General features: G+C 65.3%; 20 protein-coding genes. 13 read left to right on the plus strand and 7 right to left on the minus strand.

Features of this window, described 5'->3' with window-relative positions; genetic code table 11:
- Positions 1-11 precede the first annotated feature (11 nt).
- The 4 genes from AB7M16_RS30745 to fixL form a co-directional block, all read right to left on the minus strand.
- Entirely contained in the window at positions 12-710 is a 699-nt protein-coding gene (locus tag AB7M16_RS30745; RefSeq protein WP_453946224.1) for a helix-turn-helix domain-containing protein, read from the minus strand.
- Between the two features lie 103 nt (positions 711-813).
- On the minus strand, positions 814-1230 hold the full coding sequence (locus tag AB7M16_RS30750) for a response regulator transcription factor (RefSeq protein ID WP_172783912.1): 417 nt from the start codon (positions 1228-1230) through the stop codon (positions 814-816).
- A 43-nt stretch (positions 1231-1273) separates the two neighbouring features.
- Positions 1274-1891 (minus strand): response regulator FixJ, encoded by a 618-nt coding sequence (gene fixJ / locus AB7M16_RS30755; protein WP_453946226.1) that lies wholly within the window; start codon positions 1889-1891, stop codon positions 1274-1276.
- A gap of 3 nt (positions 1892-1894) precedes the next feature.
- Positions 1895-3412 carry a sensor protein FixL gene (gene fixL, locus AB7M16_RS30760; protein ID WP_453946228.1) on the minus strand — a complete coding sequence of 506 codons (1518 nt, stop codon included), beginning with the start codon at positions 3410-3412 and terminating at the stop codon, positions 1895-1897.
- Between the two features lie 217 nt (positions 3413-3629).
- On the opposite strand from fixL, the gene AB7M16_RS30765 reads away from it, so the two are divergent.
- The 10 genes from AB7M16_RS30765 to ccoS all read left to right on the plus strand — a co-directional run bounded on the left by AB7M16_RS30765 (position 3630) and on the right by ccoS (position 13069).
- Entirely contained in the window at positions 3630-4463 is an 834-nt protein-coding gene (locus tag AB7M16_RS30765) for a universal stress protein (RefSeq protein WP_453946230.1), read from the plus strand.
- A gap of 40 nt (positions 4464-4503) precedes the next feature.
- Positions 4504-4929, plus strand: a complete 426-nt coding sequence (locus tag AB7M16_RS30770; protein WP_172783916.1) for a CBS domain-containing protein — start codon at positions 4504-4506, stop codon at positions 4927-4929.
- Positions 4930-5155: 226 nt separating this feature from the next.
- Positions 5156-6805: a cytochrome-c oxidase, cbb3-type subunit I gene (gene ccoN, locus AB7M16_RS30775; RefSeq protein WP_453946232.1), complete on the plus strand. Its 1650-nt coding sequence runs from the start codon at positions 5156-5158 to the stop codon at positions 6803-6805.
- 12 nt (positions 6806-6817) lie between these two features.
- Positions 6818-7552 carry a cytochrome-c oxidase, cbb3-type subunit II gene (ccoO, locus tag AB7M16_RS30780; protein ID WP_172783918.1) on the plus strand — a complete coding sequence of 245 codons (735 nt, stop codon included), beginning with the start codon at positions 6818-6820 and terminating at the stop codon, positions 7550-7552.
- A gap of 13 nt (positions 7553-7565) precedes the next feature.
- Positions 7566-7730 carry a cbb3-type cytochrome oxidase subunit 3 gene (locus AB7M16_RS30785; protein ID WP_172783919.1) on the plus strand — a complete coding sequence of 55 codons (165 nt, stop codon included), beginning with the start codon at positions 7566-7568 and terminating at the stop codon, positions 7728-7730.
- Positions 7731-7736: 6 nt separating this feature from the next.
- Complete coding sequence (ccoP, locus tag AB7M16_RS30790; protein WP_212254755.1) at positions 7737-8612, plus strand: cytochrome-c oxidase, cbb3-type subunit III; 876 nt, start codon at positions 7737-7739, stop codon at positions 8610-8612.
- 120 nt (positions 8613-8732) lie between these two features.
- The gene (ccoG, locus tag AB7M16_RS30795; RefSeq protein WP_453946235.1) at positions 8733-10199 is read left to right on the plus strand and encodes a cytochrome c oxidase accessory protein CcoG; all 1467 of its coding nucleotides are present in this window, start codon (positions 8733-8735) and stop codon (positions 10197-10199) included.
- 16 nt (positions 10200-10215) lie between these two features.
- Positions 10216-10701, plus strand: a complete 486-nt coding sequence (locus tag AB7M16_RS30800) for a FixH family protein (RefSeq protein ID WP_453946237.1) — start codon at positions 10216-10218, stop codon at positions 10699-10701.
- Positions 10702-10712: 11 nt separating this feature from the next.
- A complete protein-coding gene (locus AB7M16_RS30805) occupies positions 10713-12902 on the plus strand; it encodes a cation-translocating P-type ATPase (protein ID WP_453946238.1) in 2190 nt (729 codons plus the stop codon).
- Positions 12902-13069 (plus strand): cbb3-type cytochrome oxidase assembly protein CcoS, encoded by a 168-nt coding sequence (gene ccoS / locus AB7M16_RS30810; RefSeq protein WP_008550618.1) that lies wholly within the window; start codon positions 12902-12904, stop codon positions 13067-13069. Before AB7M16_RS30805 ends, ccoS begins: the two co-directional genes overlap by 1 nt.
- On the opposite strand, the gene AB7M16_RS30815 is transcribed toward ccoS, so the two are convergent.
- A complete protein-coding gene (locus AB7M16_RS30815; protein ID WP_453946239.1) occupies positions 13066-14268 on the minus strand; it encodes an MFS transporter in 1203 nt (400 codons plus the stop codon). The two genes, ccoS and AB7M16_RS30815, sit on opposite strands and share 4 nt — an antisense overlap.
- Before the next feature lie 77 nt (positions 14269-14345).
- A complete protein-coding gene (locus tag AB7M16_RS30820; protein WP_453946240.1) occupies positions 14346-14825 on the minus strand; it encodes a cupin domain-containing protein in 480 nt (159 codons plus the stop codon).
- A gap of 280 nt (positions 14826-15105) precedes the next feature.
- On the opposite strand from AB7M16_RS30820, the gene AB7M16_RS30825 reads away from it, so the two are divergent.
- Positions 15106-15822 carry a peroxiredoxin-like family protein gene (locus AB7M16_RS30825; RefSeq protein WP_453946241.1) on the plus strand — a complete coding sequence of 239 codons (717 nt, stop codon included), beginning with the start codon at positions 15106-15108 and terminating at the stop codon, positions 15820-15822.
- 9 nt (positions 15823-15831) lie between these two features.
- Here the strand turns inward: AB7M16_RS30825 and AB7M16_RS30830 are convergent, their stop codons facing one another.
- Positions 15832-16719: a LysR family transcriptional regulator gene (locus tag AB7M16_RS30830; RefSeq protein WP_172783927.1), complete on the minus strand. Its 888-nt coding sequence runs from the start codon at positions 16717-16719 to the stop codon at positions 15832-15834.
- Between the two features lie 180 nt (positions 16720-16899).
- Here AB7M16_RS30830 and AB7M16_RS30835 point away from each other — a divergent pair, with 180 nt between their 5' ends.
- Together AB7M16_RS30835 and AB7M16_RS30840 are read left to right on the plus strand one after the other, a co-directional pair.
- Positions 16900-17724 carry a 3-hydroxybutyrate dehydrogenase gene (locus tag AB7M16_RS30835; RefSeq protein WP_453946242.1) on the plus strand — a complete coding sequence of 275 codons (825 nt, stop codon included), beginning with the start codon at positions 16900-16902 and terminating at the stop codon, positions 17722-17724.
- A gap of 58 nt (positions 17725-17782) precedes the next feature.
- Complete coding sequence (locus tag AB7M16_RS30840) at positions 17783-18928, plus strand: DUF3734 domain-containing protein (protein WP_453946243.1); 1146 nt, start codon at positions 17783-17785, stop codon at positions 18926-18928.
- Positions 18929-18945: the final 17 nt, after the last annotated feature.

Below are 18945 nucleotides of genomic sequence, written 5' to 3' on the forward strand. Positions count from 1 at the left end.
TAGATTGAGGATCAGGCGTCGAGATTGTGCAGGCGCTGGCGGTTGCGCAGCACGATCTGGCGGGCGCCGGAGAAACCGAGGATGCCCTGAGCGTGAAGCTGCGACAGCGCGCGCGACACGGTCTCCAGCGTGAGGCCGAGATAGTCGCCGATGTCGCGGCGGCACATCGGCAGCGCCATCATGCCGGCAACGGCGAGGCGGCGATCCATTTCGAGCAGGAAGGTCGCAACGCGCTCCATGGCGGTCTTGCGGCCCAGCAGCAGCATGTGGTCCTCGGCGTGACGAAGCTCGCCGGCGGTCATGGCCCAGAGCTTGCGGGCGACCTGGACGTCGGTGCCGGCGGCTTTTTCGAGGCTCGCGCGCTTCACGAGGCGAACGGTGGTGTCGATGATGGCTTCAGCGGCGAGGCGGTGGGTAGGACCGGATTCGAGGCCGAACACGTCGCCGGGAAGATGGAAGGCGCCGATCTGGCGGCGGCCGTCGGAGAGAAGCTTGTAGCTGCGCACCGCGCCGATGACGACCTGGTAGACATATTCGGCCGCCTCGTCCTCGCCATAGATCTCCTCGTCCTTGCCGTAGGAGAACTCGGTGGCGACCAGGCCGACATGGCCGGCGATGGCGCCGAACTGGTCGGTAACGGGGTGGGCAGGAGCAATCTTGCCACCCACTTGGGTGTTGATCGCCTGGGTGTTGAGCGTCTGGGTCAGCATCTGCGCCATCTCCGTTGTGATGACGCTTTCCTACGCGGTATCGGGTGCTTCGAAAATTTCGCGAGATATCTTAAGGGGGGTGCCTTACGTAGAATCCCGTAGGTCAGGCGTGAGGGCGGTCCTTGATCGCGTGGCGGATGCATTTGACGAGGTTTTCGTCGAGAAGCGGCTTCAAAACCACGTCCTTTATGCCCGCCGTCGCGGCCCGGGCCGAGATGTTCTCGTCGGGATAGCCGGTGATCAGGATCACGGGCGCGTCGCGGTCGGATTTGCGCAGCCGGCCGGTCAGGTCGATGCCGTTAATGTCGGGCATCTTGTAGTCGATGACGTAGCAGTCCGGCCCTGGCGCGGCGCCGAGATTGAGCAGCGCCGTGCCGCTCCTGAAGGTTCGCACGGCGAAGCCGTCGGTCTCCAGCAGAAACCGCAGGGATCCCAGGACTGCGGCATCATCGTCGACCACAAAGACGGTGGGCTGTGGGGAGGACGACGGCCGCGCACGATATGGGCTGACCTCAACCATGCTCTCTGGTTAGCACGGCGCCGTGAAGCCGCCTTGACCTGCCTCAATCCTTGAGCATGCCGGCGCGCATCGCCAGGCGAACCAGTTCCGAAAGGCTGCTCGCCTGCATCTTGGTCATGACGTTGGCCCGGTAGACTTCGATCGTCCGCGGGCTGATGTCGTATTCGCGGGCGATCAGCTTGTTGGAGAGGCCCGCGACCAGCCCCTCCATGACCTGGCGCTCGCGCGGGCTCAACGACGCGACGCGGGCAGCGATGTCCTGCGCGACGGCCTCGTTCTTGGCGGCGGGCTCGGCCTGGCGGATCGCCGACTCGATCATGGCGGTGAGACGGTCGTCATCGAACGGCTTTTCCAGGAAGTCGACGGCCCCGAGCTTCATCGCCTCGACCGCCAGCGGCACGTCGCCATGACCGGTCATGATCACGATCGGGAACGGGCTTTGCTGCGCCTTCATCCGCTTCAAGAGCTCGATGCCGTCGAGGCCGGGCATGCGCACGTCGGAGACGATGCAGCCGAAATCGAGGCCGGGCAGGGCTTCGAGAAAGGCGAGCGCGTCGTCGAACAGGGTGATGGCGAAGCCGGCGGAATCCAGCAGGAAGTTCAGCGAGTCCCGCATCGCCGCGTCGTCGTCGATGACGTAGACATGTCCCTTGGTCGTCATGAATCAGCTCTCGTCGGTTGCCGGCAGGGTGAAGCGGAATGTCGCTCCGCCCGCTGCGTTGCTCTCGGCCCACATGCGGCCGCCATGGGCCTCGATGATCGAGCGGCTGATCGAGAGTCCCACGCCCATGCCGGTGTCTTTGGTGGTGAAGAAGGTCTGGAACAGGTTTGGAATGATGTCTTCCCGGAACCCGATGCCGGTGTCGGAGACTTCCACCTCGATCATGCCGTCGGCGACGCGGGTGTTGGCGACGACGAGCTCGCGCCGCTGCGACTGCGCCATGGCCTCGAGCGCGTTGCGGAACAGGTTGACCAGCACCTGCTGAATCTGCACCCGGTCGGCGAGAACGAGGTCGGCGTCGGGATCGAGGCTGAAGCGGAGCTGCACGTTCTGCTCGCGCGCGCCGGCGAGCCCGAGCGCGCCGGCTTCCTCGATCAGCTTGGACAGGCTCTCGACCCGCTTCTCCGATTCTCCGCGGGAGACGAAGTCGCGCAGGCGGCGGATGATCTGGCCGGCGCGCAAGGCCTGCTCCGCCGCCCGATCCAGCGCGCTTTCGACCTTCGGCATGTTGGGATCGGTGCTGCCGGCGAGGAGGCGCCGCGATCCCTTCATGTAATTGCTGATCGCCGCCAGCGGCTGGTTGAGCTCGTGGGCGAGGGCGGAAGCCATCTCGCCCATCGCGGTGAGCCGCGACACGTGCACGAGCTCGGATTGCAGCTCCTGGAGCCGCGCCTGGGTCTGCTGGTGTTCGGTGAGGTCGCGCACGAAGCCGGTGAAATAGGGCTCGCCCGCGCGTTGCGTCTTCCCGACGGACAGGTGCATCGGGAACGTCGTGCCGTCGCGGCGTTTGCCCGTCACGATCCGGCCGATGCCGATGATGTGCGGATCATTGGTCCTGAGATAGCGCGCGAGATAGCTGTCGTGACGCGACTGATCGGGCTCCGGCATGAGAATGCTCACGTTCCGCCCGATCGCTTCCTGCCTGCTGTAGCCGAACAGCCGCTCCGCGGCGCTGCTGAAGAGCTGCATGATGCCGCGTGAATCGATGACGATCATGGCGTCGGGCACCGTTTCGAGAATCGAGCGAAGATGATTCTCCTGGGAGCGCAGCGCCTCCTCGAGCTGCTTCTCCTCGTTGATGTCGAGGAATATCCCGCTGAGGTGACGCGGCGTGCCCGCATCGTCCCGGATCACGCCGGCCCTGGCCCGGATCCATTGGCCGTTACCGGACGCGCCGCCGATCTTGAAGGACAGGTCGAGACCCCCGCCGCCTTCCGAGGCGCGCCCGATCGCCTTCAGGAGGTGGTCCCGATCGGTGGGCTGCAAGAGCGAAAGAAAGAGATCGTAGCTGACGGCCTGGTCCGGCTGCAGGCCAAACAGCCGCCTGGCCATGTCCGACCATTCGAGTTCGCGGGTCTGCAGGTCGAGGTCCCAGGTGCCGACGCCGAATCCCTCGATGCGGACTCGAAAATGCTTGCCCCGACCATCGTCTGCCGGATGGGTCACGCGGGTCGGCGCCAAGCTCTGCTCCTATTCTCGACGGGCCGGCAGGATGCCTTTACCGCTCCGGCAATGTCGCCCAAGGCTTGCCAGGAGGCAAGCGCGGACGTTGAATCCACTGGCGGATTCCCATCGCACGGAGAGCGGGCCCCCAGCAGCGTCGGATTTGATCTATCTCAGCCTGTTGCGCGGCAGCAGGTCTAGGATTCGAAAAATTCTGCAATGCTGGAGATATCCGATGACATACGCGACCGTCATGGTCAGCCTGGCGCTCGATCAGCCCAACGAAGCGCGTCTTCAGGTCGCAGGCGAGCTCGCCGAACGATTCGAGGCGGCCATCATCGGGGTCGCAGCAGCGCAGTTCGCCCCGCCGCTCTATTTCACCGATGGCGCCGAGGCGCAAGCGCTGATCGACGACGGCGAAGCTTCGATCAGGCGGCGGCTCGCCGGCCTCGAAGCAGAATTCCGCGCGGCCGTGAAAAATCGCGGCGGGCATGCGGAGTGGCGCAGCGCCATGGACTATCCGGCGCGCTTCGTCGCGGCGCAGGCGCGTTGCGCCGACATCGTCGTCAGCGGTGGGCAGAGCCCGGCCTTCTCCGACGCTTTCTCGCTGGCGAGCCCCAAGGACCTGGTGATGCAGGCCGGCCGCCCGCTGCTCGTCGCGCCCGACCGGGCCAACTGGCTCGATCTGCGCAACGTGCTGGTGGCGTGGAAGGACACGCCGGAAGCGCGGCGGGCGGTGGCGGGCGCGCTGCCGATGCTGCACAAGGCGAAGGACGTCACCATCGTCGAAATCCCAGAGCGGGGCGACGACCGTTCGGCCGTGATGGCCGGGGTCAGCGACGTTGCCGCCTGGCTCGGCCGTCACGGCGTCACCGCGACGGCGCGGGTCCTGGAGGCCGCAGGAAACGAAACCCCTGCTGCGCGGTTGGAGAAGGTCGCCGGTGACGTCGGCGCCGGCCTGATCGTCGCGGGCGCCTATGGTCATTCGAGATTTCGCGAACTGATCCTCGGAGGCGTCACCCAATATCTGGTGACGCAAACCGCCCGCAGCGTGCTGCTGTCGCACTGACCATCCGGCCGGCCAATTGAGGAATCGAGGAGGACGCGCCGTGTATCAATTTCTTGAACAGACCGTCGACGGCTACATGACGCGCAACGTCAAGACGGTGCAGCGCGGCCTCGACTTGTTCCAGCTCAGCGAGATGTTCGAGACCGACGATTTCAATTCCTATCCCGTCGAAGACGACGGGCAGGTGGTCGGCATCGTCACCAAGTTCGACATCCTGAAGTGCTTCGCCTTCACGCCGAGCCAGATGTTGCCGCGCTACGACGACCTGATGAGCCGCAAGATCGGCGACGTCATGACGCCCGAGTTCATCTATGTGAGCCCCGACACGCGGCTGACACGCGTGCTCCAGATCATGGTCGAGCACCGCATCAGGAGCATCATCGTGCTCGACGGCATAGAGAAGCTGGTCGGCATCATCGCGCGCGAGGACGTCATCGCGGCGCTCAAGGCGACGGCGCGGGAGTGACGTCTGGATCCTTCGGTTCCAACCTCCGTGATTTCACGGAGGTGTCTCCAAGCATGCCTACAGAACCAAGCTCTCGCGTGTGATGGCGCTGCGCGCGGGGCGAAAAGGCACTCAGCTGGCTGCACATCGGCTCACATTAACAGAAATCCATCCATCTTGATTTCAATCAATTCCCCGCGAGGGTGGATGTGGTTTCTGGCAGCGTGTTCTTTCAGAGAGAATCCGCATGAGCCAGCCCTCCATCTCAAAATCCATGACCATCGGTGAAAGCGGCTTGGCTGTCGTATTCGCAGTCACCGCTTTCCTCTGCGTGATCGCCTCGGCCAAGGCGCTCGATGCGCCCTTCGCATTCCACGCCGCGCTCAGCGCGGCGGCGAGCGTGGCGGCGGTGTTCGTCATCATCAACCGCTACTTCGAGCGGCCGGCGGCGCTGCCGCCGGCGGAGATCAACGGCCGACCCAACTACAACATGGGGCCGATCAAGTTCTCCGCCTTCATGGCGATGTTCTGGGGCATTGCCGGATTTCTCGTCGGTCTCATCATCGCCTCGCAGCTGGCCTGGCCCGCGCTGAACTTCGATCTGCCGTGGACCAGCTTCGGCCGCCTGCGGCCGCTGCACACCTCCGCCGTGATCTTTGCCTTCGGCGGCAACGTGCTGATCGCGACCTCCTTCTACGTGGTGCAGAAGTCCTGCCGTGCGCGCCTTGCCGGCGACATCGCGCCGTGGTTCGTCGTGGTGGGCTACAACTTCTTCATTCTGATCGCTGGCACCGGCTATCTGCTCGGCGTCACCCAGTCGAAGGAATATGCCGAGCCGGAATGGTACGCCGACCTGTGGCTGACCATCGTCTGGGTGGTTTATCTGCTGGTCTTCCTCGTCACCGTCATCAAGCGCAAGGAACCGCACATCTTCGTCGCGAACTGGTTCTATCTCGCTTTCATCGTGACGATCGCGGTGCTGCATCTCGGCAACAATCCCGCGCTGCCCGTCTCCGTGTTCGGCTCCAAGTCCTACATCGCCTGGGGCGGCATTCAGGACGCCATGTTCCAGTGGTGGTACGGGCACAACGCGGTCGGCTTCTTCCTGACCGCCGGCTTCCTGGCCATCATGTACTACTTCATCCCGAAGCGCGCCGAACGGCCGATCTATTCCTATCGGCTGTCGATCATCCACTTCTGGGCGCTGATCTTCCTCTATATCTGGGCCGGCCCGCACCATCTGCACTACACGGCGCTGCCTGACTGGACGCAGACGCTCGGCATGACCTTCTCGATCATGCTGTGGATGCCCTCCTGGGGCGGCATGATCAACGGCCTGATGACGCTGTCGGGCGCCTGGGACAAGCTGCGTACCGATCCCGTGCTGCGCATGCTCGTCGTCTCCGTCGCCTTCTACGGCATGTCGACCTTCGAAGGCCCGATGATGTCGATCAAGGTGGTCAACTCGCTCAGCCACTACACCGACTGGACCATCGGCCACGTGCATTCCGGCGCGCTCGGCTGGGTCGGCTTCGTCTCCTTCGGCGCGCTGTACTGCCTGGTGCCGTGGGCCTGGAATCGCAAGGGTCTCTACAGCCTCAAGCTCGTCAACTGGCACTTCTGGATCGCCACCCTCGGCATCGTTCTCTACATCTCGGCGATGTGGGTGTCCGGCATCCTGCAGGGCCTGATGTGGCGCGCCTACACCTCGCTCGGCTTCCTCGAATATTCCTTCATCGAGACCGTCGAGGCGATGCATCCCTTCTACATCATCCGCGCCGCAGGCGGCGGCCTGTTCCTGATCGGCTCGCTGATCATGGCCTACAATCTCTGGATGACGGTTCGCGTCGGCGAACAGGAAGTCCAGATGCCCGTCGCTCTTCAGCCGGCGGAATGAGGAGCTCAAGCAATGTCGTTCTGGACACGCCACCAAATCTTCGAAAAGAACTCGATCATCCTGATCGTCGGCATCCTGCTGGTGATTGCGGTCGGTGGTCTCGTCGAGATCACCCCGCTGTTCTACCTCAAGAGCACGATCGAGAAGGTCGACGGGGTCAGGCCCTACACGCCGCTCGAGCTCGCCGGACGTAACGTCTACGTCCGCGAGGGCTGCTATCTCTGCCACTCGCAGATGGTCCGGCCCTTGCGCGACGAGGTCGAGCGCTACGGTCACTTCTCGCTCGCCGCGGAGAGCATGTACGACCACCCGTTCCAGTGGGGCTCCAAGCGCACCGGTCCGGATCTCGCCCGCGTCGGCGCCAAATATTCCGACGAGTGGCACGTCACGCATCTGACCAACCCGCGCGCGATCGTGCCGCAGTCAGTGATGCCCGGCTATCCGTTCCTGAGCAAGGCCGAGGTCGACCCGGATGCGATCGCCGGCGACATGCGCGCGCTCAAGACCGTCGGGGTCCCCTATAGCGACGAACAGGTCGCCAATGCCGCAGCCGACCTGAAGGCCCAAGCAGATCCGGACAATGCCGGCACCGACGCCTTCACCAAGCGCTACGCCAAGGCCGTCGTACGCAATTTCGACGGCAAGACCGGCACGCCGACCGAGATGGACGCGCTCGTCGCGTACCTGCAGATGCTCGGCACGCTGGTCGACTTCAAGATCTACAACGAGAAAGCCAATCTTCGCTGAGAAGGCATGAACGATGAAAGCCATCCTGACCGTCCATAATCTTGCGTCCGATCTCGTGACGACGATCTGGACCCCGGCGTTCGTCGCGATCTTTCTCGCGATCATCGCCTACGCTTTTTGGCCCCGTAACAAGGCTGCGTTCGACAAGGCAGCGCACCTGCCCTTGCGGGAGGAGTGAGACATCATGACCGATCATTCTAGCGACATCGATTCCGTCTCGGGCAAGTCCACGACCGGGCACGAGTGGGACGGCATCAAGGAGCTCAACACGCCGCTGCCGCGGTGGTGGGTGATCTGCTTCTACCTGACCATCGTCTGGGCGATCGGCTATTGGATCGTCTATCCGGCCTGGCCGCTGATCCAAAGCAATACTACCGGCCTGTTCGGCTACTCCTCGCGCGCCGACGTCGCCGTCGAGCTTGCCAACCTCGAGAAGATCCGGGGTGACAAGATGGCGGCGCTGGGCACGGCATCGCTCGTCGACATCGAGAAGGACCCGGCTCTGCTGGCGCTCGCCCGCGCCAAGGGCAAGACCGTGTTCGGCGACAATTGCGCGCCGTGCCACGGTTCCGGCGGTGCCGGCGCCAAGGGTTACCCGAACCTGAACGACGACGACTGGCTGTGGGGCGGCACGCTCGACCAGATCATGCAGACCATCCAGTTCGGCGCGCGTTCCGGCCACGCCAAGACCCATGAGGGCCAGATGCTCGCCTTCGGCAAGGACGGCGTGCTGAAGGGCGACGAGATCGTCACGGTCGCCAATTACGTGCGGTCGCTCTCGGGCCTGTCCACCCGCAACGGCTATGACGCCGCCAAGGGCCAGAAGATCTTCGCGGAGAATTGCGCCGCCTGCCACGGCGACGCCGGCAAGGGCAACCAGGAGATGGGCGCACCTGATCTGACCGACAAGATCTGGCTCTACGGCTCCGACGAGGCGAGCCTGATCGAAACCATCAGCCAGGGGCGCGCCGGCGTGATGCCGGCCTGGGAAGGCCGGCTCGATCCCGCCACCATCAAGGCGATGGCGGTCTACGTCCACTCGTTGGGCGGCGGTAAATAGGCCGTTCCGCGACCGACGACTTCCGGCGGGGGCGAAGAAAAGCGCCCCCGTTTGAGCTGGATCAACTGATGCGGCGGTGTCGGGTCTAGGTTTAATCGCACCTCTTGAAAAGTTTTGGCGATGAACAAGACCGTGAACCCGAAAGACCTCACAACGGACGATGACTACGGGCCACTCTACGCAGCCCGCAAGAAGGTCTATCCCCAGAGCGTCTCCGGCACATTCCGCCGGATCAAATGGGGCCTGATGGCGTTCTGCCTCGGCGTCTATTATTTCCTGCCCTTCGTGCGCTGGAATCGCGGTCTCGGCGCGCCGAGCCAGGCGGTGCTGATCGATCTTCCCAACAGCCGCTTCTATTTCTTCTTCATCGAGCTGTGGCCGCAGGAGGTCTATTACTTCACCGGCCTGTTGATCGTCGCCGCGGTGGCGCTGTTCCTGATGAACTCCATCGGCGGCCGGATCTGGTGCGGCTATCTCTGTCCGCAGACGGTGTGGACCGACCTGTTCTATGCGGTCGAACGCCTGATCGAGGGCGACCGGCGCGAGCGCATGAAGAAGGATGCGTCGAGCGATCCGATGAAGCTCGAGCGCATCTCCGAAGTCGTGCTCAAGCATTCGATCTGGCTCTTGATCGCCTGGTGGACCGGCGGCGCCTGGGTGCTCTACTTCAACGACGCGCCGACCCTGGTGAAGGAGCTCGTCACCTTCCAGGCGCCGATGATCGCCTATATCTGGATCGGCATCCTCACCGCGACGACCTACATCCTCGCCGGCTACATGCGCGAGCAGGTCTGCACCTATATGTGCCCCTGGCCGCGCATCCAGGCCGCGCTCACCGACGAATGGGCGCTCAACGTCACCTATCGCTATGACCGTGGCGAGAAGCGCACCTCGGTGAAGAAGGCCGCCGAGCTGCGCGCGCTCGGCCAGCAGGTCGGCGATTGCGTCGACTGCTACCAGTGCGTGGCGGTCTGCCCGACTGGCATCGACATCCGCAACGGACCGCAGATGGAATGCATCCAGTGCGGGCTCTGCATCGATGCCTGCGACAACGTGATGACCAAGATCGGCCGGCCGAAGCGGCTGATCGGCTACGACAACGACATCAACATCCACCGGCGCCAGGAGGGCAAGGCGCCGATCTACCGGATCGTCCGCGCCCGCACCGTCGTCTACAGCGCGATCATCGCGGCGGTCGGCGGCATCATGATCTATACGCTGGCGACCCGCAGCCTGCTCGACGTCAACGTGCTGCACGACCGCAACCCGGTCGCGGTCAAGCTCAGCGACGGCTCGATCCGCAACGCCTATACGGTGCGGCTCCTGAACAAGAGCGGCTATGACCGCGTCATCGCGATCGACGCCAATGGGCCGGTCAACTCGACCGTTCACGTCGTCGGAGTCGATTCGGTGACGCCGGACCGGCCGATGATCGTGATCCCGCGCGATGCCACGAGCGAGCTGCGGCTCCTCGTCACCGCGCCGGCCGACAACAATCCGGAGAAGTCGATTCCGGTCCACTTCCACGTCACCGACATCGGGCTCGGCGTCGTCGCTTCCGCCACCGACAATTTCGTCTCGCCTTGAGGATCAGGAGACTGCCATGGCTTCCAAGCCGCTGACCGGAACCAAAGTCTTCCTGATGCTGGTCGCTTTCTTCGGCCTCGTGATCGGCGTCAACGTGACGATGATGAAGCTCGCGATCGCGACGCTGCCCGGCACCGACGTCGACAGCCCCTACGCCGCGGGCCTGACCTATGAGCACGAGATCTCGGCGGCGCAGGACCAGGCCGCGCGCAAATGGAAGGTCAACGCCCATATCGAGCGCCGCAACGACGGCGGCGCTTCGGTCCAGGTCGAAGCCCGCGATGCCGGCGGCCAGCCGATCTCCGGGCTGAAGTTCGGCGGCCGGCTGGAGCGGCCGACCGACAAGCGCTCCGACCTTGCGGTCGAGCTCAGCGAAGCCGGCGGCGGTCTCTATCGCGGCAATGCGGCGTCGGTCGCGCCGGGCCAATGGGACCTGGTGATCGAGGGCGAGGCGCGGGGAACGCGCGTGTTCATGTCGCGCAACCGCGTGATCCTGAACTGAAGGATTCCGTCATGCAGGTCACGCGCGATTTCTCTCACTATGTCCGCGACGCGGGCGAGGGCCTCCGGCACATCGATCTCGCCGTCGAGGGCGTTCACTGCGCCGGCTGCATGGCCAAGATCGAACGCGGGCTCTCGGCCATCCCCGACGTTACGCTGGCGCGCGTCAACCTCACCGACCGCCGGGTCGCGCTGGAATGGAAGGCGGGCACGCTCGAGCCCGACCGCTTCATCGATCGGCTCGAAGAGCTCGGCTACAAGGCCTATCCGTTCGAGACCGAGAGCGCCGAGGTCACCGAGGTCGCCGAATCCCGCTTCCTGCTGCGCTGCCTCGGGGTTGCGGCCTTTGCCACCATGAACGTGATGATGCTGTCGATCCCGGTGTGGTCGGGCAACGTCTCGGACATGCTGCCGGAGCAGCGCGACTTCTTCCACTGGCTGTCGGCGCTGATCGCGCTGCCGGCGGCGGCCTATGCCGGCCAGCCGTTCTTCCGCTCGGCTTGGCGCGCGCTGTCGGCGAAGACCACCAACATGGACGTGCCGATCTCGATCGGCGTGTTCCTGGCGCTCGGCATGTCCGTGGTCGAGACGATCCATCACGCCGAGCATGCCTATTTCGATGCGGCGATCATGCTGTTGACCTTCCTGCTGGTCGGCCGCTTCCTCGACCAGAACATGCGACGGCGGACCCGCGCGGTCGCCGGCAATCTCGCGGCGCTGAAGGCGGAGACGGCGGCGAAGTTCGTCGGGCCCAGCGAGATCTCGCAGGTGCCGGTCGCGGCGATCCATCCCGGCGACATCGTGCTGCTCCGGCCCGGCGAGCGCTGCGCGGTCGACGGCACCGTGATCGAAGGGCGTTCGGAGATCGACCAGAGCCTGATCACCGGCGAGACACTCTATGTCACGGCCGAGCAGGGCACGCCGGTCTATGCGGGATCGATGAACATCTCCGGCAGCTTGCGGGTGCGGGTCTCGGCCGCCTCCGAGGCGACGCTGCTCGCCGAGATCACGCGGCTGCTCGACAACGCGCTCCAGGCGCGCTCGCGCTACATGCGCCTCGCCGATCGAGCCTCGCGGCTCTACGCGCCGGTGGTGCATGCGACCGCGCTTCTGACCATCCTCGGCTGGGTCGTCGCGGGTGCGAGCTGGCACGATGCGATCGTGACCGGCGTTGCCGTGCTGATCATCACATGTCCCTGCGCGCTCGGGCTCGCGATCCCGACCGTGCAGACGGTGGCCTCGGGGGCGATGTTTAGGGCAGGTGTGCTGCTCAATGCGGGCGATGCGATCGAGCGGCTGGCCGAAGCCGATCATGTGATCTTCGACAAGACCGGCACGCTGACGCTGCCCGAGCTCGAAGTCATGAACGCGGCCGATATCCCCGCCGATATTTTCGAGCTCGCCGGCCGGCTCGCGCTCTCGAGCCATCATCCGGTGGCGGCTGCGGTTGCGCAGGCTGCCAGTGCGAAGTCTCCGATCGTCGGCGCTGTGGAGGAGGCCGGGCAGGGCGTCCGCGCAACCGTCGACGGCGTCGCGCTTCGCCTTGGTCGCCCCTCCTTCTGCGGCGCCGAGGCGCTGGTCGGCGTCGCCGCGCTTGATCCCGAGGCCTCCATCGTGGCGTTCAGCAAGGGCAGCAAGAAGTTCATCCTCTCGGTTCGCCAGGGCCTGCGCCCCGATGCGCAGGCCGTAATCGCAGCGCTGAAGGAGCGCAACATCGGCATCGAGATCTTGTCCGGCGACCGCGAGCCCGCGGTGAAGGCGGCGGCGCATGCACTCGGCATTCCCGAGTGGCGTGCCGGCGTCACGCCGGCCGACAAGATCGCGCGCATCGAAGAATTGAAGCGGCGCGGCGCAAAGGTGCTGATGGTCGGCGATGGCATGAACGATGCGCCCTCGCTGGCGGCGGCCCATGTCTCGATGTCCCCGATCTCGGCCGCGCATCTCAGCCAGGCGACGGCCGATCTCGTCTTCCTCGGCCGGCCGCTGGCCCCCGTCGTCGCCGCCATCGACGCTTCGCGCAAGGCGCTGCATTTGATGCGGCAGAACCTCTGGCTTGCGATCGGTTACAATGTGCTCGCGGTGCCGGTTGCGATCAGCGGCGTCGTGACGCCCCTGATCGCGGCCGCGGCCATGAGCGGATCGTCGATCCTGGTGATGCTGAACTCGCTGCGCGCCCGCAGCGCCTCGCGGGAGTTCGTGTGATGGAGATCCTGGTCATCCTGGTCCCGCTGGCCTTGATGCTCGGAGGTGCCGGCCTCGTCGCCTTCCTGTGGTCGCTCAGGAGCGGCCAGTACGACGATCTCGACGGCGCCGCCTGGCGCGCCATTGCCGACGACGAGCCGCCGCAGGAAGCGCCGGCGAAACGCTAGCGTTTCAGGGCGAAAGTGAGCAAGGCCGCCAGCGCGAGGGCGGCCCCGACGCCCCAGACGCACGTCTGCCAGCCGAAGCTGTCGAACAGCCGGCCGAGCACGGCCGTACCGACCAGCCCGCCGCAGAAATAGCACGCGAGATAAGCGCCGCTGGCGATGCCGCGGTTGTCGGCTCCGGCCTGTCCGACGAAACCCGTCGCGGCGGCCTGCGCGAAGAATGTGCCGACGCCGACCAGGACCATGCCGGCGAGCACCTCGCCGAGATGCGGCGCCAGCATCAAGGGCAAGCCGAGCCCAGCGACGGCGAGCGCACTCCAGATCGTGGGCCGCGTTCCCAGCCGCGCGGCTACCTTGCCGGCCAGAAGCGTCGTGACGACCGACGGCAGGAAGACGAAATAGACGAGGCCGAGATCCATCATGCCGAGCGACAGCGGCGGCCGCACCAGCACGAAATTGACGTAGGTGAAGGTGCCGATGAAGGCGAACAGGATGCAGAAGCCGATGCCGAAAGCGGCGCGCAGCTGCGGATTGCGCCAATGCGCGATGGTTGCGGACCAGGGCGAAGGCGCCCGCATCGTCGCATGCATCGGCCGCACGCGGTTGACGGTGAGATAGACCAGCGCCGCGCCGGCAAGATTGAGCGCCGCGAAGAAATAGAAGTTCCAGGCGAGGCCGAGGCCATCGGCCAATGCGGCCGAGATCAGCCGGCCGACGAAATTGCTGGCGACATTGCCGGTGATGTAGGCGGCAAAGGCGCCGCCGGCGTCCATCGCGCTGCATTGCTCGCCGAGATAGGCGAGGGTGAGCGCGAAGGCCGACGCCATGCACAGGCCCTGCGCGATCCGCAAGGTGGTGAAGACGGCAAGATTGGGCGCGACAGCCAGCAGGCTGGTGGGGATCGCAAGCAGGGCCAGACTCAGCAGGATGCCGGTTCGCCGGTCGATATGCGGGCTGAAGAAGCCCACCACGAGACTTGCTGTGGCCATGCCGAAGGTGCTGGCGTTGACGGCAAAGCCCATTGCCGCGGGCGTGACGCCGTAGTGCTGCGTCAGCGAGGGCAGGATCGCCTGCGTCGCGAAGAGATCGACGACCGTCAGGAAGGCGGTGAGGCCGATCACGAGCGAGCGAAACGCGAGGCCAGGGGAGTGCGCATCCGCCGTCATCGCGGTCGGTTTCACGGACGCCGAGAGAATGGTCATGACGGGGCTTCTCTTTGAGTGGCCATTCCGGGTTCGATGCTGCGCATCGCCCCGGAATGACGGGACACCTAAGGCTGTCACATGTGATGGTCGTTGGGATCCTTGCGGACGTCGCCGACGTAGAGAATGACGGTCTCCTTGCCGAGATTCTTCCACCAATGCGAGGTGCCGTAGACTTCGGGGCGGATGTCGCCGGCCTTGTGCACGATCGGGTCGATGCAGTTGGAGGCGTATTCGACGATCTCGCCCTGCTGCACGAAGATCAGGGCGGGGCGGTCGTCATGGCTGTGCCAGGGCACGATGCCGCCGGGCTCGATGGTCAGCTTGCGGAAGCGCAGCTCGCGGCCCTCGATATGGGCGGGCTGCTTGCCGAGATCGATCGCGCCGAGCGTCACGTCGGTGACGCCGACGGGTTTGTAGTCGACCATCTGCTGCGCGTTCGGCTTGGTCTTGCCGGCCGGACATTCGCCGGCGAAAACCGGCGTCGCAAATGTCAGCGCGCCGAGAGCGGCAACGCCGGTCCAAACCACGCGCGACATTGTGAGATGGCTAGACATGGAAAGTCTCCTCTGTTGGCCGCGAGCCCTGATGGCCGCGGGCTATGGCAGGAGCTTCGCCCGAGACCCTCTCCATCTTGAAATGCCGGATTGCTCTCGATGCGATAGCCCGGCGCTATGCCGATACGCGGCAGCTATCGAACCGATTGGGCAACGGCATTTCCGCTTTCGCGGCATCCGGCGTCCGATGCCAGCACGCCCGATTGGATTGCGGTCGCCTCTTGCGGGCGGGCGAACCGGGAAACTAATATTCGCCCTCAGAGAAAGCCGGAGCAGGAAGATGACGTCTCTCTCGCCAGCCGACGCCGAACAGCTCAGGCTCGCCTTCCAGCGCTGCCGCGACATGGACGGCACGCTGAACGAACAGCTCCGCGCCTATGCCGATGCCAGCCGCAAGGTCTTTCCGGCCTATGGCGAGGCGGTCGATCGCCTGGTCGCGCGCTTGAACGGCAACGGCGGTGGCGAGACCGCACCGCGGCCGGGCGATCCGATGCCGCCGTTCATGCTGCCGGACGAGGGTGGGCGTCTCGTGTCGCTGCCCGCGCTGCAGGCGCGCGGCCCTCTCGCGGTGATGTTCTTCCGCGGTCATTGGTGTCCCTATTGTCGGCTCAATGTCCGTGCCGTGGTCCAGTCGGTGGACCGCATCAAGGCGATGGGGGCGCAGGTCGTCGCGATCATGCCGGAGACGCAGGAATATACCGGGCAGCTCAAGGCCGAATCCGGCGCGCCGTTTCCGATCCTGACGGATCTCGACAACGGCTATGCGCTGTCGCTCAACCTCGCAATCTGGCTCGGCGCCGAGATCCAGCAATTGCTGTCCTATCAGGACATGGCGAAATTCCACGGCAATGAGGGGTGGATGCTGCCGATCCCGGCCGTGTTCGTGGTCGGGCGCGACGGCATCGTGAGGGCTCGTTTCGTCGATCCGGATTTCCGCAAGCGCATGGAGATCGACGATCTGATCGAAGCGCTGGAGCGCGCGAGCCGGGAGAATTGAGCGTCGGCGCTATCCCGCGATCTCGCGCCAGTCGGCGCCGCGCAGCATGCGCATCACGGCGTTGCCCACGGCGGTGCGTTGCCGGCCGGCGACCCCATAGAGGTTGACGGTGCGGCGGGTGTCCAGCCCCGTGACTGCGGCGCGGGTCAGCCGCTCCGGCACGGGTGAGGTGTGCGGCACCATGGCGATGCCCATGTCGGCCTCGACCAGCTCGATCAAATCGCGTTCGTTCGAAACCTCATGACCTTGTTCGATGTCGATGCCGTGCTCGCGCAGGCTCGCGGAGATGCGGCGCGCGTGCTCGCAGAAGGTTCGGCTCAGCAGCAGCTCCGATCGCAGATCGTCCAGCTCGACCGAGCTGCGGCCGGCCAGGCGGTGCCCGTCGCCGACGACGAGCTCGAAGCTCTCGGTGAACAGCGGCCAGACGTCCAGCCGGTCCCAGGCCTCGTCGATCTCGGCCGCGATGCCGAGCTCGGCTTCGCCCTTCTTCAGGAAGTCGCCGACCTCGCGGCCCGAGCCGCGCAGGAAGCGGAATTCGAGCCGGTTGAACTGCCGCTTGATCTCGTTGAGATGTGGAATCAGCAAAGCGAGGTCGATCGAATGCGTCAGCGCAATGCGGAGCGCGCCGATCTCTCCGCTCCTGAACGAGGAGGCGAGCGAGCGCGCGCCGATGGCCGCGTCATAGCACTGCTTCAGAAGCGGATGCATGCGCTGGCCAAGCTCGGTCAATTGCGCGGCGGGGCGCTCGCGGCGGAACAAATCGCCGCCAAGCTCGGCCTCGAGCTGCTTGATCGCGCGCGTCAGCGACGGCTGCGTCACGTTGCACTCCTCGGCCGCGCGCGTGAAGTTCAAGAGCTGCGCCACCGCGAGGAAATAGCGGACCTGGTGCATTTCCATGGATCGGCTCCCAGCAGAAATCGGCCGAGAATCTAGCCGATCAGGACAGGAAATGACATCCTGCCTGCGATAGCGCGGACGTATGGACTCGGAAGCCAGCCGGCATTTCCGCAAATCCCGGAGATCCCGCACCTTTCGCTCCAGCCATGGCGCAGGTCGCGCTCAGAAGAGGTCCGGATCATGAATATTCCCATCAAGACGCAGACGTCAGCTTCGTCACGCGTGCTGGCCGGCAAGGTGGCGCTGGTCACGGGGTCGACCAGCGGCATCGGTCTCGGCATCGCACGGGCCCTCGCCGCCTCTGGCGCCGACATCGTGCTCAATGGCCTTGGTGTCGCCAGCGAGATCGGCCGGACGCGCGAGCAGATCGCCGCCGAGTTCGGCGTCAAGGCCAGCTATTCGCCGGCGGACATGACGAGGCCGAATTCGATCGCCGAGATGATCGCGGCGACGGTGGCTCAATCCGGCCGGCTCGACATCCTGGTCAACAACGCCGGCATCCAGCATGTCGCGCCGCTCGACCGGTTTCCGGTCGAGAAATGGGACCAGATCCTCGCCATCAATCTGTCCTCGGCGTTCCACACCACGCGGCTCGCATTACCTGCGATGCGGCAGAACGGCTTTGGCCGGATCATCAACATTGCCTCGGCGCACGGCCTGGTCGGCTCGCCGTTCAAGGCGGCCTATGTGGCGGCCAAGCACGGCATCGTCGGCCTGACCAAGGTGACGGCGCTGGAAACTGCGGAGGAAGGCATCACCTGCAACGCGGTCTGCCCCGGCTATGTCTATACCCCACTTGTCGAGGCACAGATCGACGGGCAGGCGAAGGCGCACGGCATCTCGCGCGATCAGGTGATCCGCGACGTTCTGCTGGCGCAGCAGCCCAACAAGCGCTTTGCCACGGTCGAGGAACTCGGCGCGCTGGCGGTCTTCCTGTCGACGGACGCGGCGGCCTCGATCACCGGCGTTGCGCTGCCGGTCGACGGCGGTTGGACCGCGCATTGACATGAGCCGGCGCAGCAAGTCGAATATTCGAACGGTGCAAGCTCACCAGGAGCGAGACATGGGCACGCAGGACAATTCGCAGCACAAGAAGTTCGACCTGCCGGGTCAGGTCGTGCTCGTGCTTCAGGGCGGCGGCGCGCTCGGCTCGTACCAGGCCGGGGTCTACCAGGCCTTGCACGAAGCCGGCATCGAGCCGGATTGGATCATCGGCACCTCGATCGGTGCGATCAATGCGAGCCTCATCGCCGGCAACGCGCCGGAGCACCGGCTCGCGCGCTTGCGGGAGTTCTGGAAGCGGATGGAGCAGCAGCCGGTCTGGGACTGGCGCGCCGCGTTTCCCGGCTTCAACGAGAAGCTGGCCTATTGGTCGACCGTGACCCACGGCATTGCCGGTTTCTTCCGGCCCAATCCGCTGGCCCATGCCGGCGATTCCTATCCGCTGGGCGCCGATCACGCCGGCTATTATTCGACCGCGCCGCTGGAGAAGACGCTGAGCGAGCTCGTCGATTTCGATCTCGCCAACCGCTGCGCGCCGCGCCTCACGGTCGGTGCGGCTCACGTCGGCACCAGCGAAATGCGCTATTTCGACAGTCGCGACGGCGAGCTGACGGTGAAGCATGTGATGGCTTCGGGCGCGCTGCCGCCGGCCTTCCCCGCCGTGCGCATCGACGGCGAGCTCTATTGGGACGGCGGCATCCTGTCGAACACGCCGACCGAAGCGGTGTTCGACGACAATCCGCGCAGGGACTCGCTGATCTTCTCCGTGCATCTGTGGAATCCGGTCGGGCCGGAGCCGACCACGATGGCGGAGGTGCTGAACCGGCACAAGGACGTGCAATATTCCAGCCGCATCGCGAGCCAGATCGTGCGCCAGCAGCAGGCCCATCGCCTGCGCCACGTCATCAACCAGCTTGCGGCGCGGCTGCCCGAGAGCGAGCGCAACGATCCCGCGGTGAGGGAGCTGACGAGCTACGGCTGCCCGACCCGCATGCATGTGGTGCGGCTGCTGGCGCCGCAGCTCGAGCACGAGACCCATACCAAGGATATCGACTTCAGTCCGTCCGGGATCACGCGGCGCTGGCACGCCGGCTATGCGCACACGAAGTCGGTGCTGGCGCGCAAGCCCTGGATCGGCGAATTCGACCCGCTCGCCGGCGTTGTGCTGCACGAGCATCTGGACGAGATGCCGATGGCGGCGGAGTGAGGGCTCTGTCCGTCATA

The sequence above is a fragment of the Bradyrhizobium sp. USDA 372 genome, from assembly GCF_053629095.1.

Coding starts and splice junctions, on each gene's coding strand:
- AB7M16_RS30830 (WP_172783927.1), bottom strand. CDS start 16,719: ATGGAAATGCACCAGGTCCGCTATTTCCTCGCGGTGGCGCAGCTCTTG.
- AB7M16_RS30750 (WP_172783912.1), bottom strand. CDS start 1,230: ATGGTTGAGGTCAGCCCATATCGTGCGCGGCCGTCGTCCTCCCCACAG.
- ccoS (WP_008550618.1), top strand. CDS start 12,902: ATGGAGATCCTGGTCATCCTGGTCCCGCTGGCCTTGATGCTCGGAGGT.
- AB7M16_RS30805 (WP_453946238.1), top strand. CDS start 10,713: ATGCAGGTCACGCGCGATTTCTCTCACTATGTCCGCGACGCGGGCGAG.
- AB7M16_RS30800 (WP_453946237.1), top strand. CDS start 10,216: ATGGCTTCCAAGCCGCTGACCGGAACCAAAGTCTTCCTGATGCTGGTC.
- AB7M16_RS30840 (WP_453946243.1), top strand. CDS start 17,783: ATGGGCACGCAGGACAATTCGCAGCACAAGAAGTTCGACCTGCCGGGT.
- AB7M16_RS30745 (WP_453946224.1), bottom strand. CDS start 710: ATGCTGACCCAGACGCTCAACACCCAGGCGATCAACACCCAAGTGGGT.
- AB7M16_RS30820 (WP_453946240.1), bottom strand. CDS start 14,825: ATGTCTAGCCATCTCACAATGTCGCGCGTGGTTTGGACCGGCGTTGCC.
- fixJ (WP_453946226.1), bottom strand. CDS start 1,891: ATGACGACCAAGGGACATGTCTACGTCATCGACGACGACGCGGCGATG.
- AB7M16_RS30815 (WP_453946239.1), bottom strand. CDS start 14,268: ATGACCATTCTCTCGGCGTCCGTGAAACCGACCGCGATGACGGCGGAT.
- AB7M16_RS30785 (WP_172783919.1), top strand. CDS start 7,566: ATGAAAGCCATCCTGACCGTCCATAATCTTGCGTCCGATCTCGTGACG.
- AB7M16_RS30835 (WP_453946242.1), top strand. CDS start 16,900: ATGAATATTCCCATCAAGACGCAGACGTCAGCTTCGTCACGCGTGCTG.
- AB7M16_RS30765 (WP_453946230.1), top strand. CDS start 3,630: ATGACATACGCGACCGTCATGGTCAGCCTGGCGCTCGATCAGCCCAAC.
- ccoP (WP_212254755.1), top strand. CDS start 7,737: ATGACCGATCATTCTAGCGACATCGATTCCGTCTCGGGCAAGTCCACG.
- ccoN (WP_453946232.1), top strand. CDS start 5,156: ATGAGCCAGCCCTCCATCTCAAAATCCATGACCATCGGTGAAAGCGGC.
- ccoG (WP_453946235.1), top strand. CDS start 8,733: ATGAACAAGACCGTGAACCCGAAAGACCTCACAACGGACGATGACTAC.
- ccoO (WP_172783918.1), top strand. CDS start 6,818: ATGTCGTTCTGGACACGCCACCAAATCTTCGAAAAGAACTCGATCATC.
- AB7M16_RS30825 (WP_453946241.1), top strand. CDS start 15,106: ATGACGTCTCTCTCGCCAGCCGACGCCGAACAGCTCAGGCTCGCCTTC.